Origin of the sequence: Psychrobacter coccoides, from assembly GCF_017498085.1 — a bacterium.
Lineage (GTDB): Bacteria > Pseudomonadota > Gammaproteobacteria > Pseudomonadales > Moraxellaceae > Psychrobacter > Psychrobacter coccoides.
Genome location: NZ_JAGBKM010000001.1, coordinates 133,502 through 146,908 on the forward strand (window position 1 = coordinate 133,502; position 13,407 = coordinate 146,908).

The window sequence follows — 13,407 nt, forward strand, 5'->3', positions numbered from 1 at the left end:
AATTGAAAAATAAAGCTTGTTTTGGTCTGGCGTCCAACCCCAAGAGCCCAGTCTCTCTGCCATACTAGAATTAGAGAATATAAGCCACCTGAAGAATAAACAAATAAGAATATAAAGAGTAATCCATATAAGCATTGTACTACCTAATTTTTTGTATATATTCTGCAGTTATAAAGAGCAGAACGGCCAGATTTCTATTAGTCCTTGAGGTGTGCTCGCTCGAAGCTGCGAATTTTTAAAAAAGGCTTGGCTTTATGAAGATTAACCAAAAACCCGCCACAATATCCAAAACATGCCGATCATGACGATAGCAATCACAAGCACTCGTTTGAACCAGTAGGGGATAAGAGGTTGTTTATAGCCGATGTCACCCAGTTTACTCTCGACGCCACTTTGCAAGCTCTTAAAGCCTTGCTCAGACTGGGTAGTTTTGACTTTATCTTTAACCAAGACTCCAGTATCTTCCCTCAACTCTGGCTTTCGATCAAAACTGATCGCCTCATTAGGAATACCTTGTTTATTGGCTATCTTCGTCAGTTTTTGTTGCTGTTTTATTTTGAGACTATTTTCATAGTCGTCAATACGCTCTTTAGCGGCGTCCATACTGATGTTTTCATCTGCAGCTAACGTCTTAATTGCCATAACCAGATTGTTTTTTTCGACCATTATCATGATTTCTTTAGATAGTTTGGGGTGTTTGTTCTTTAAGCTGGGGTCAGAGTTAAACATGGTCATCCTTAAGGTTTTGGCTATATTTACATGCTTTAGGGTCAACAGATCCTATATTATAACAACTTTTTTTGCATAAGCTTGGCGCAAAAAAATACCACCAACATGGATATGTAGGCGGTATTTTAATACACTCAAAGCTGGTTAAAGCGATGGCTTATAAATCTTTCCAGCGCTGGATAGACTCTTTGATGACTTCTTTGGCTTCGCTTACATCACCCCATGATTCGACCACAGTCGTGCCTGCTTTTTTCAGGTCTTTATAGTGACTGAAATGAAAGTTTAATTGATTGATCAGCTGTTTTGGTAGGTCGTCTAGGCTGTTGTAAGCATTACCAGTATCACGATCATCGGCAGGTACGACGACGATTTTATCATCAACTTCGCCATCATCAACAAACTTCATCACACCGATGACTTTGGCCTTTAAAAAGATGCCCGTCGGTAATGGCTGCTCAGTAATAATTAAAGCGTCGAGCTCATCACCATCTTCGTCAAGCGTTTGTGGGATAAAACCATAGTTACATGGTTTGGCAAAAATCTGTGGGTCGATACGATCCAGCTCAAATACAGCCAGCTCACGATTCCACTCAATCTTGTGGCTACTGCCGGTTGGAATCTCAACCACGACGTTGATGATACCGCCGTCGACGTCGCCTGCATCTAAGATTTTATTAAAGTCTGCCATTAACAACTCCTAATGATGTACATGAATTTTTATAAGGTAAAAGTAATGAGTTACTGCGGTTTGCGAGTATAACAAGTTTGGCTGATTTTTTCTCGTTTGCGTTAAGTCTAAACAGGCACAAGGCTATGCAAAATACACCTTAAAACCAATTAAGGCAAACGGCTAGATGGCTGTTTGGTCGGGGCGGTTGGGCGTAGCTCAATCAGTCCTGCATGGCGCTTGGCAATATTATCAATCAACTTTTGGGTTATCTGCTGATAGCTGAATGTATAGCCAGCCTGTGGATGGACGGTATTATTTTGGTTGCTCTCCATTGCGACGAAGTCTGCTAGGCGTAGCATTTGCATACCCGCATACCCGCAAGGGTTGATGGCATTAAATGCTGATAGGTCACAATTTAGGTTAATGGCAATGCCATGATAACTAAAGCCATGCTTAATCTTAAAGCCGAGCGAGGCGATTTTACCCAACATAATGGTATCGTTATGATCGTCGCCTTTATCTTCAGGATAAGCGCTGTAGAGATAAACGCCTGGGGCATCACGGCGAGCATGAGCGCTGATATGAGTATTGGTTGATAGCGCTGGGCTGTTTAAGCAGTCATTAGTCATATCTTCGATCGCTTGTTCAGCGTGCGAGACTAAGTTACGTACACTCCAGCCAAGGCTGTTTAGATCAAACAGCCAGTATACCACCAGCTGACCATGACCATGCCACGTCACTTGTCCACCGCGATCGGTTTTGATGATGGGGGTGTCGGTATGCCGCAGGATATGTTCTTCTTTACCCGCTTGTCCAAGCGTATAGACATCATTGTGATCGACGATCCATAGTTCATCTGGCGTACGCAAACCTTGCTCTTTTTTTAGACGGATACGCTCAAGCGTCTGCTGTAGCATGGCCTCGTGAGTGTGAGTATAGTCTGCAGCGGATAAGGATTTGCTTACCAAGGTATCAGTAATATGATGCGAGGTTTTTTGGGCAGTCGAGGTGTCTGATGATGGGGCAGCGTTTTGTGGCAGCGGTCGTTGTATCGTAGGCATAAAGAGTCACTTCTGATAATGTCGTAGACAGTGTATATAAGCGATGGGGCACTAACAAGATGGCGGTGCTAACAGCAGCCCTTAATATTAGCACGCCCTAAAGGCGGTACTGCTTTTATTTTAGGGTCTCTATACAGCGTTTAGCAGCATACCATCATCATAAACATAAATAATACGCCTTAGTGTGTCAAACATGCTTTTCATTGAGTAGTCATTAAGCTACATTGTATATTAATACAGCTTTATAAATGTATGCTTCTATTAAAAGTCCAGCGGATAAGCTGTTTTAAAGCCCATCAACACTAAGTCTCATGATGAGAGGTTAGGAACATTACAAGGAAAGAAAATGACCGACAATGACAAGATAACAAGCACTGTGACAACCTCAAAAAATATCATTACGACTATTGAGCAGTTACAAGCCCAGTTTTCACGTTTGCAAGCCCTGAGTCGTACACAGCCCATCAATGATTGGGCGATACGTGAGCGGCAGCTGGATAATTTGGAGTTGCTGCTGAGTGATAATCAGGAGAGGATTGCCCAAGCCATCAGTGACGACTTTGGCCATCGTAGTGAGTCAGAAACCCAGTTTGCTGAGTTGTTCCCAAGTTTTACGGGAATCAGTCATGCAAAAAAACAGGGTAAGTCTTGGATGAAGACCCGCAGAGCTCCTATCTCAGCGATATATAGACCTGCACATAATGAGGTACAACCGCAGCCATTAGGCGTGGTCGGTATTATGGTGCCATGGAACTATCCACTTTACTTAGCGGTTGGTCCCATCATTGATGCATTAACAGCGGGTAATCGGGTCATGGTTAAGATGAGCGAGGCGGCGCCAAAGTTTGCCGAAACCTTTGCCAAGCTGGTCGCTCACTATTTCTCATCAGATATGGTGTGCGTGGTACTCGGTGAGGTTGATATCGCAGAGGCGTTTAGTCGCTTACCATTTGACCATCTGCTATATACTGGCTCCACGGCGGTGGGCAAAAAAGTCATGGCGGCGGCTGCGCCGAATCTAACGCCAGTGACGCTGGAGCTTGGTGGCAAGTCACCAGTTATCGTCATAGATGATGTGAATCTAGAAAACGTCGTCAATCGCATTATGATGGGAAAAACGCTTAATGCCGGTCAGACCTGTATCGCCCCCGATTATGTGTTGATTCCACGGGCGTATCATCAGCGTTTTATTAGCCTAGCGATTGAGTGGCTGCAAAAACACTATCCCAATATCGAAAATAACGAAGATTATTCTTATATTATCAATGCAGAGCAATTTAAGCGGGTTCAAGGCTATCTAGAGGCGCTACCCGCTGATAGTGTGTGTCATCTAACGGGAGTGGTTGCCAATGCAGAGACCCGATTGATGCCGCCTGTTATCGTCACTGAGCCTGACTTGAGTAGCCAGCTGATGCAAAATGAGATTTTTGCGCCAATTTTACCTTTGATTCACTATAATACTTTAGAGGATGCGATTCAGTTTGTGAATGAGCGTCCTCGTCCTTTAGCGCTATATGTGTTTGGTAATGACAACCAGCAGATAGATCAGGTGCGTACGCATACCGTATCAGGTGGTATGTGTGTCAATGAAGTCATCTTGCACGTTGCACAGCATGATCTGCCATTTGGTGGGGTTGGCGAGTCGGGCATCGGTGCTTATCATGGAAAGACAGGGTTTGAACGCTTAAGCCATATGAAGCCTGTCTTTGTACAAGCCAAGATTAATGGTATGAATCTATTATTGCCGCCTTACGGTGATTTATTTAAAAAAGCCATGGCGCTGTTTTTGAAGTAACCCGCTCATGCCACAGGGGCTTAATAACGACTAACCACCATCACAGATAGGATATCTCATGCGTCAATGGATTGCACTAAGCTTACTTTGTATGAGTGCGCTACTGTTGCCAGTATCGGCATCAGCGGCTTGTGATTCACCCATCAAGTTTGGTGCGCTGACATGGGAGAGTGGTCAGTTTATCTCTGGAGTACTTAAGTACATCACCGAAGAAGGTTATGACTGTACGGTAGAGGAGGTGCCAGGCGCTGGCCCTGCGCTAGAGACAGCGTTGGCACAAGATGACATACAGGTGATTGGGGAGCAGTGGGTGGGACGCTCTCCAATTATGGAGCAAGCCATCGAACAAAACAAAGTCGCTGTTATTGGCGACACATTAAAAGGCGGTGCTACTCAAGGTTGGTATGTACCCAAATACGTCCTAGAACAAAACCCAGGCCTGCGCAGCTATCAAGACTTGCCCAAATACGCTCAATTGTTTCAAGACCCAGAAGATCCAAATAAAGCCCGCTTTATGAACTGTCCTTCTGGCTGGACGTGTGAGATATTCAATACACGGCTGCTTGCGAACACAGGTCTAGACAACACTTTTAATAACGCTCATCCTGGGACTGGCGCTGCACTGGATGCTGAGATCTCATCTGCCTTTGAGCAGCGCAAGCCGCTATTGTTTTACTATTGGCAGCCGACTGGCCTGATGGCGAAGTACGACTTTGCGCCGCTCGAGTTCCCGTCTTATGATGATGCCTGCTGGCAAGACTTGTTGCGTGCGGACGGTACGGCAGACTGTATCTCAGGGTTTCCTGTTTCTCCTTTAGGTATCGCCGTTTCTACTCCGTTTATGGATGCTAATCCAGAGCTTGCTGGTGCCTTCAAAAACGTTGAGTTTACTCCTGATCAGCTTAATGGCGCTATCTTGGAGATGAGTGAGACAAAACGCAGTGGCGAGGAGCAGGCATTAGCATTTTTGCGTGAGAATCCAGCAATCTGGCAAGCTTGGCTGTCAGACGAGGCAGCCAAGCGTCTGGCTGCTGAGTTGGGTATCAGCCTGACAGGTGCTACGGCTGCTGGCACCTCACTCACTAATCACAGCGCAGCAAGTGATAGCCGGCTTGGCTTATCATCAAGTTTCCCTTCATGGTCGCTTGAAACCCCGCTTAATAATACCTTAGCAAACGTGGTGCAGAATTATGGTGAAGTGTTTCGCACCATCAGTAGCTTGGCGTTGACCTATCTGTTATTACCTATCGAGCGGTTGTTGACCCTCATTCCGCCTTGGCTGCTCATTGCTCTGGTGACGGTACTGGGGTGGTTTGCTGTGCGCAAAGTTTGGTTTGCGCTGGCCTGTGGTGCAGGGCTATTCTTGATTGGTGCTTTTGGACTTTGGGGGGCGCTGATCGATACTTTCGCCCTCCTGATCGTGTCGGTATTGGTCACTATTATCATTGGGATTCCTATCGGTATTGCCATGTCAGGCAGCAAGCTGCTACGTAAGGTGGTCACGCCTATCCTCGATGTGATGCAGACCATGCCAAGCTTTGTTTATCTCATTCCGGTGCTGATGCTGTTTGGTATTGGTAAAGTGCCAGCGTTATTTGCTACAGTCATCTATGCGTTGCCGCCTCTGATTCGCCTAACGACCTTAGGTATTACCCAAGTCAATCATGAGATGATTGAGGCGGGGCGCTCATTTGGTAGTACGCATTTGCAGCTGCTGATCTGGATTAAGCTGCCCCAAGCGCTGCCCAGCATCATGGCGGGGATCAATCAGGCGGTGATGATGTCGCTGTCGATGGTAGTATTAGCCTCTATGATTGGTGCACCTGGCCTTGGTGAAGACGTTTTGCAATCTATCCAAACGCTTAATATCGGTCAGGGTCTACAGGCGGGTACAGCCATCGTCATCGTCGCTATTATTATTGATCGTATCACTCAAGCTTTCGGTCAAGGCAAACGAGCCCGACAAAAAACCATTGATGCAGGCAAACGTCCAATGGGTTAAGCTGAGTCAGATCAATGATTTATTCAATAGATAAAAGCGGAATAAAAGACGTGGCAACATAAAGACATAAATAACGAGATAAAAACACAAATAGCGAGAACCATGATGAACCATATCCAGCTCGAAAACATCAGTAAGATTTATAACGCCAATCGTACTCAAGCACAAAGAGCGTTGGCGTTATTGGCTGAGGGCATGGATAGCATCGAGGTCAAAGAGCAGACAGGCTATTCAGTTGGGCTTTATGATATCAATTTGGCGATTAAAGCAGGTGAGCTGCACTGTATCATGGGGCTGTCAGGCTCTGGAAAATCAACATTGATACGTCATATCAATCGCTTGATTGATCCCACTGATGGCAAGATATGGGTAGATACGACTATCAATGCCAAAAACCCTGCCCATACAGACAGCACTGTGAGAGTGAAAGGCGCTACCACCGATAGTCAACCGACAGCACCGACGCCAGACCCCCATAAAGCGATGGCAGAAAATGAAAAATCAGCCTCTGCTATCAATATCTTGGCGCTCAATGACAAAGCACTGCAACAGTATCGGCAGCAGAGTGTCAGTATGGTGTTTCAGCACTTTGGCCTAGTACCACATATGACTGTTATACAAAATGTGGCGTATGGGCTGCGGGTACGTCAGATGAGTGTGAGCGAACGTCATGAGATTGCCCGTCATTGGCTCAATGAAGTGGGACTGCCAAACTTGGAGCACAGCTATCCTGATGAGCTATCAGGTGGTATGCAGCAGCGTGTTGGACTGGCACGAGCATTGGCGACGGACAACCCAATTCTGCTGATGGATGAGGCTTTTTCGGCATTAGACCCCCTTATTCGGGCGCAGCTGCAAGACCAACTGCTTGAACTACAAGAGCGGCTGAATAAGACCATAGTTTTCATTACTCATGATATTGATGAAGCGGTAAAGGTTGGTCAACGCATCAGTATCTTAAATGGCGGGCGATTGGTACAGACAGGGACGCCTAATGAGTTACGTCACCATCCCGCTGATGATTATGTAGCACAGTTTATGTGTGCAAAGTCTTGAGCACGCTTTAGGTATTGCTTTTTATATTACTATATTTTTTAATCGGCTTTTAATGTGTCTGCGCATACATAACTATTAACATAAACTCAATCATAATTTGCCTTTGTTAATAATATCTAATTGTATTTACTCTTCTATGGCCGTAATATAAATCCTCTATTATTCAAAGCAGTCCCAGTAAAAGGATAAGTCATGCCGCCCAAAAATATCCGCAATAATGACCAAAATGACAGTCATCAGTTAGGTCAAGGCAAGCGTAAACCCACCTCAGCGCACACTTTGCGTTGGCTAAAAAACGCCAGCAGCTTTGGTGTGACGATATTGCTTAGTGCAGGGTTGTTGGTTGCTTGTGGTCAAATGAGCACTGCTGATAGTGGTGCAAATTCAGGTAAGCAAAGCAGTCAAAACAGCGGCGTGACAAGCTCTCGTGATATGTTGCCCTCCGATATGCTCGGCCAAATGCAGGCATTACCCCAATTAACGGACGGTTTAGGCGATACTGGCGCAGCGGTCATTGACCCTAATAAACCGACCTTGATTAAGTTTTGGGCGAGTTGGTGCCCGTTATGTCTGGGCACACTTGAGGAAACTGAGGACTGGCGGACGAATGCTAAATTCGCCAACTTAAACGTCGTCACGCTCGCCAGTCCTGGTCACCTGAATGAAAAGGACGCTGGCGACTTTGGTGCTTGGTATGCTGGCATTCAAGCTGATTATCCCAAACTACCTGTATTGGCAGACGCTTCAGGACAGCTGATCAATAAGCTGGGCGTGCAAGTCTATCCCAGCTGGGCGATACTGGATAAAAACGGTAATTTGGTGCACCTGGTCAAAGGGAATATATCAGCAGAGCAGGCGTATGCGCTCGCTGACAATGCCGGCAACGATTTTGCTGAGCTCAAAGCAGGCAGCGCCAAACCTGCAAACGTCCAGACTTTAGATAACAATAGCAATATCGAGACCATCAAGCAAAAAGATGGCGTCTATTATAACGACCAAGGCAAAGCCATAAATACCCGCTCTATCTATCTGGCTGGTGGCTGCTTTTGGGGTGTTGAGGCCTACATGGAGCGTGTCGATGGGGTAGTAGATGCAGTCTCCGGCTACGCCAATGGTGATATTGCCAACCCAAGCTATGAGCAAGTGATTCGAGGCTCAGGTCATGCCGAGACTGTCAAAGTCACTTATGATGCTGACAAAACGGATCTGGATACTATCTTAAAATACTATTTTCGTGTCATAGACCCGACCAGTCTAAATAAACAGGGCAATGACCGCGGCGTCCAGTATCGTTCGGGTGTGTACTACACGGATGACGAAGATAAAGCCGTGATTGAGGCGGCACTGCAGCGGGTACAAAGCCAGTATGAGCAAAAAGTGGTGGTTGAAAACCAGCCTTTAGATAATTTTTATCTAGCAGAGATGTATCATCAAGATTATTTGGCAAAAAACCCTAACGGTTATTGCCATGTGGATCTCAGCCTCGCTGATGATAAGCCTGAAGGAGTGGCTCGCAGTCAGCTGGCTCCTGTCAGTACCATCGCTGAGACATTAGAACCTAAGCGCTATGCTAGTTTTGATAAAAATGCGCTTAAAGACACCCTGACCAAAACGCAATACAACATCACTCAAGAAGCAGGTACAGAGCGGGCATTTAGTCACGAGTATGATGATTTATTTGCTCCAGGGATTTATGTCGATGTGGTAAGCGGCGAGCCGTTATTCTTATCCACTGATAAGTACCAGTCCGGCTGCGGTTGGCCAAGTTTTACCAAACCTATCGACAAACAAGTCATTACCGAGCATCAAGACACAGCTTTTAACATGGTACGTACTGAGGTGCGCTCACGGGTAGCAGACTCGCATTTGGGTCACGTCTTCCCTGATGGCCCTAAAGACCGTGGTGGGCTGCGCTATTGCATCAATGGCGGCGCATTGCAGTTTATTCCAGTAGATTTGATGCCACAGTCAGGCTATGCGCCCTTAGTGAAACTGGTCAAATCGTAACGACCTTAAACTGAAATACAGTCTGTTGAAGTACAGTGTATTAAAAGACGTTAAGCCAATTCTTAGCGTCTTTTTGGTAATAGGTTTGATAAAGATAAGTAAATAACTGGAGTAATCGTTATCATTTTGCGCTAATCGCTAGCGAACTCTGAAAAACATAACAAATTTCGCTATACTTAACCCACTCAACGAGTCCCTCGTATATGCTTATCGTTTGTGAGCTTATGACAGTTTTACTTTTAACGGGCTATCTCTAGGGTCTGTTTGATAATTCGATCATGGCGCTGACAGACCCTATATATCGTGTCGCTTTAGGTATCAGGTGGCGTTTACTTTTCTTTCTGTGTTTTAAGGTTTTAGAATGACCGTTACCCATGTCCCAATCATCACATCGTTACTTGATAACGATCTTTATAAATTCACCATGCTACAAGCCATGCTACATCAGTTTCCACAAACGCATGGGGTTTATCGTTTTCGTTGTCGTAATAATGAAGATACTGCTTATCCACTAGCTGATATTAAAGCGGCGCTAGAGTGGCAGTTAGACCGCTTATGTGAGCTGCGTTTTACAGCAGATGAGTTGGAGTATTTACGTGGTTTGCGCTTTATGCGCTCAGATTTTGTAGATTATTTAGAGCTGTTTCAGCTCAAACGCCGCTTTATTACCGTCAGTACCGATATAAAAGGTCGATTGTTTATCGATATTGAAGGGCCGATGATACAAGCGATGTTCTTTGAAGTGTTTGTCTTAGCGATTGTTAATGAGCTTTATTTCCAAGCGTTATCAGATTCCAGTGTGCTTGCAGAAGGGCAGCGCAGACTGGACGCCAAAGTGGCTTTGTTGCATCATTATGCAGAAGCGCAAAGCACATACACGTACGATACGCCACCGTTTATCGTTGCAGATTTTGGTACCCGTCGACGCTTTAGTAAGGCGTGGCAGGCCCATGTGGTAGACACCTTGCATGCAGCGCAACCAAGTATCGTGGGCGGTACGTCCAATGTGTTTTTGGCAAAAGAGCTGGGCATGACCCCAATCGGCACGATGGCACACGAGTTTATGCAGGCGTTTCAGGCATTGGATGTGCGTCTACGTGATTCACAAAAAGCAGCGCTTGAGGCATGGGTACATGAATACCGTGGCGATTTGGGCATTGCGCTGACTGATGTGGTTGGGATGGATGCGTTTTTAAGAGATTTTGATTTGTATTTTGCCAAGCTGTTTGATGGTCTGCGTCATGATAGCGGCGACCCTTATGCATGGGGTGATAAAGCCATCGCTCATTATAAAAAGCTAAAGATAGACCCCAAGAGCAAGATTTTAACCTTTAGTGATGGTCTAGATTTAGACAAGGCGTGGGAGCTGCATCAATACTTTAAGGATCGTATCAAAACCAGCTTTGGTATCGGTACTAACCTCACCAATGATATGGGTATCACTCCGATCAACATCGTCCTCAAACTGGTCGAATGCAATGGGCAGCCAGTCGCTAAACTCTCTGACAGCCCGGGCAAAACCATGATAAACAATGACACTTATCTGGCCTATCTGCGGCAAGTGTTTGAGGTTGATGAGCCAGAGTAATCGAGGTTTAACTGTCAGTGCTACTAGACGTCTCTTCAGCGAAAGCTGCGTCTAGCGCCTCTTGTACCGCATTGATACGAGCTTCGCAGACACGGTAAGCGCTGATAGACTCTTCCACCGTGGTCATTAGGTTGTCAATATCTGGTTCATCTTGCTGTTGTAGCTCAGCGGCATTGGTCTTTAAAATATTGTAAGCGGCCTTAAAGGTTTTTGGGGCGGCTTTTTTGCGTCGGCGAGTAGAGGTGGTCATAATATTTCCTAATGTTCAAATATAAGATTAAAAAAAGCAGATAAAAGTTACCAAAATTCGATTTATGATTCGGTTAGTGTGTCAGTAGATTCTGTCATCTTGTTGTCAGTGTTAATATCAACAACTTGTGCTGTTGCTTTACCGTCTTTTAAAACAATATGAATGGTCTGCTCAGGATAAAGCTGCATACTGCTGGTCAGTATCTGCTTATCTTTAGCATCCGTCAGCATGGTATAGCCTTGCTTGAGTATTCGGGACGGTCGATGTAAAAGCACGATATCACGCAGGTACTCACTGTCACGTTTGGCTTGTATGACTTGCTGCTGAGCGCTTTGTAGGACGGATTGTTGATGGTTTTGACTATATGTAGCAGCCAAGGCTAGGTGTTTATAAGCAGATGTTTGGGTTTGTGTGCGCAGCTCATTTGCGCGTCTGGCTGCTTGCTTGACTTGGCGTTGGGCGCTTTGTCGAATGTTTTGCCAGGCATAATCACTGTCTTTTTGTAATGCGGTGAGCTGACCGATGGTTTGCGACTGGATTTGGCTTAATTGCCAAGATGCTTGTTGCTGCGCTGTATTCAGCTGCTGCTTGGCGGCATGTTTAATTTGCGCTTGATACTGTAGCGTTTGCATGACCAGCTGTGCCAAATGACTACTGATGGCAGCGATGACCTTTGACGGGGTATCAAAGCTGGTATGCGCCACTTCATCTAAAATAACCTTGTCTCGCTCATGACCGATACCGACCCAGACAGGGATAGGCTGCTCTGCGACCAGTGCTGCAAGCTCGTAGTCGTTGAGATAGGCCAGATCACCAACAGCGCCGCCGCCACGAATAATGACTAATAGGTCTGGCAGGCGCTGATAGGTATCATAAAACTGCTGCTGGGCGCTGACGATGGCTTGGCGTATCTCCGCTGGTGCATGATTGCCCTGAAAGGTGGCATGATGGTAATGAAACTGACAAGCTTTGGTACTCGCTAAGCGGTCTGCGTCGGCTTGAAAATCGCCCAATCCGGCAGCTTTTTCGGGGGCGATGACCAGCACATGCTCGATATCAAATGGCGTCGGCAGCTGTTGATTCAGATGTAATAGTCCTTCCCCCGTCAAGCGGTCGACCATCTCGGCGTATTGCCGTGCCAAGTCGCCCAATGTATAGCTGGGATCAATATCTTCAATAGTGAGAGAGAAGCCGTATTGCGCATGAAAACCTGCTGATACTTTGAGCAAAACCGTTAAATCACGCTCCAAAGGCATACCCGTCGCACGCTCAAACTTAGCCAGTACGCGGGCGGCTTTAAAGCGCCAAAGGTTGCCCCGGCAGCTGGCCACGACCTTGCCATCATCGTCTTTTTCTGCCAACTCAAAGTAATAATGACCGCCTTTGCTCGATAAATTACGAATCTCCGCTTTCACCCAGACACGGTGATTGAAGGTTTGTTTGATCACCATCTCCACCGCTGACAAATAGTCACTTAAACGCAGAACGGTATCTTCCAAGTTGACTTCTAAGCTGTTTTCTTGCTCAGCAAGCTCAGCCTCTAGAGTCGCTAAATCCTTAGCAGGCACCAAGGGCTTGGCTTGTTTGGTATTGGAAAGATTGGGTTTGCGCATAATATGAGACCTGAAGTAATTGGGACTTGCAGATTGACTGGGGGGTGTTCAGTATTGGATAGGACAGTTTATCGTAAAAGCACTCATACAAAAAGAGAAGCCCTTAAGCATTCTTAGTGTTATTGGCAACAGAAGTTAATCGTATACTCATAATCATCGCTACGTGACAAGTCTGGTGAGCCTGTACCAAAAATAGAGCCGATAACCGCACCGGCTTGGCCAACCATGCGTCCAGTACGCTCATCTAAAATACCATTGTAGACGACTTTATCATCAACGATAATCACTTGCTTGTTGCGGCATGTTTTTTGCGCGCTATTTATTGCGTTTTGTTGTGCCTTCACTTTGGTTTCTGCGATACCAGTCGTCTCATAGATAGAGTTCTCACGCTGGATGACAGGTGAGGATGGGGTGCTTTGGCAAGCGCTCAAGGCGAGAGCGGCAGCCAAGGGAACACTTAAAGCAGCAATGTTATTAAAAGTAGTCATAAATCATTCCTAGTAATTATCAGTTTAAAAGCGCTTAAATAAGCAGTATGAATTTATCTTATCTGCATCTTACCTGTCTAGGCCATTATTGTGTGTAGTGTTGCCCTGGTTTTTTGCGGAGACTCTATAATAATAAACAATATGATAT

At 45.8% G+C, this 13,407-nt stretch carries 11 protein-coding genes; 5 read left to right on the plus strand and 6 right to left on the minus strand.

Annotated features, from left to right (window positions below; all coding sequences use genetic code 11):
* Positions 1-261 precede the first annotated feature (261 nt).
* The 3 genes from J3492_RS00650 to lipB all read right to left on the minus strand — a co-directional run bounded on the left by J3492_RS00650 (position 262) and on the right by lipB (position 2,460).
* A complete protein-coding gene (locus tag J3492_RS00650) occupies positions 262-729 on the minus strand; it encodes a hypothetical protein (RefSeq protein ID WP_207988676.1) in 468 nt (155 codons plus the stop codon).
* Positions 730-886: 157 nt separating this feature from the next.
* Complete coding sequence (locus J3492_RS00655; protein WP_207988678.1) at positions 887-1,417, minus strand: inorganic diphosphatase; 531 nt, start codon at positions 1,415-1,417, stop codon at positions 887-889.
* Positions 1,418-1,566: 149 nt separating this feature from the next.
* Complete coding sequence (gene lipB, locus J3492_RS00660) at positions 1,567-2,460, minus strand: lipoyl(octanoyl) transferase LipB (RefSeq protein WP_207988680.1); 894 nt, start codon at positions 2,458-2,460, stop codon at positions 1,567-1,569.
* Positions 2,461-2,806: 346 nt separating this feature from the next.
* Between lipB and J3492_RS00665 the strand changes: the two genes are divergently transcribed.
* The 5 genes from J3492_RS00665 to pncB all read left to right on the plus strand — a co-directional run bounded on the left by J3492_RS00665 (position 2,807) and on the right by pncB (position 10,908).
* Positions 2,807-4,255 (plus strand): coniferyl aldehyde dehydrogenase, encoded by a 1,449-nt coding sequence (locus J3492_RS00665; RefSeq protein ID WP_207988682.1) that lies wholly within the window; start codon positions 2,807-2,809, stop codon positions 4,253-4,255.
* A 58-nt stretch (positions 4,256-4,313) separates the two neighbouring features.
* On the plus strand, positions 4,314-6,257 hold the full coding sequence (locus J3492_RS00670) for a glycine betaine ABC transporter substrate-binding protein (RefSeq protein ID WP_207988684.1): 1,944 nt from the start codon (positions 4,314-4,316) through the stop codon (positions 6,255-6,257).
* A 105-nt stretch (positions 6,258-6,362) separates the two neighbouring features.
* Positions 6,363-7,313 (plus strand): ATP-binding cassette domain-containing protein, encoded by a 951-nt coding sequence (locus J3492_RS00675; protein ID WP_207989005.1) that lies wholly within the window; start codon positions 6,363-6,365, stop codon positions 7,311-7,313.
* Between the two features lie 192 nt (positions 7,314-7,505).
* Positions 7,506-9,320 (plus strand): bifunctional peptide-methionine (S)-S-oxide reductase MsrA/peptide-methionine (R)-S-oxide reductase MsrB, encoded by a 1,815-nt coding sequence (msrAB, locus tag J3492_RS00680; RefSeq protein ID WP_243453014.1) that lies wholly within the window; start codon positions 7,506-7,508, stop codon positions 9,318-9,320.
* A gap of 361 nt (positions 9,321-9,681) precedes the next feature.
* On the plus strand, positions 9,682-10,908 hold the full coding sequence (gene pncB, locus J3492_RS00685) for a nicotinate phosphoribosyltransferase (RefSeq protein WP_207988686.1): 1,227 nt from the start codon (positions 9,682-9,684) through the stop codon (positions 10,906-10,908).
* Positions 10,909-10,915: 7 nt separating this feature from the next.
* On the opposite strand, the gene xseB is transcribed toward pncB, so the two are convergent.
* The 3 genes from xseB to J3492_RS00700 form a co-directional block, all read right to left on the minus strand.
* Positions 10,916-11,158 (minus strand): exodeoxyribonuclease VII small subunit, encoded by a 243-nt coding sequence (gene xseB, locus J3492_RS00690; protein ID WP_207988688.1) that lies wholly within the window; start codon positions 11,156-11,158, stop codon positions 10,916-10,918.
* Positions 11,159-11,220: 62 nt separating this feature from the next.
* Positions 11,221-12,771, minus strand: coding sequence for an exodeoxyribonuclease VII large subunit (gene xseA / locus J3492_RS00695; protein ID WP_207988691.1), 1,551 nt, complete (start codon positions 12,769-12,771; stop codon positions 11,221-11,223).
* Positions 12,772-12,890: 119 nt separating this feature from the next.
* On the minus strand, positions 12,891-13,259 hold the full coding sequence (locus tag J3492_RS00700) for a hypothetical protein (protein WP_207988693.1): 369 nt from the start codon (positions 13,257-13,259) through the stop codon (positions 12,891-12,893).
* Positions 13,260-13,407 lie beyond the last annotated feature (148 nt).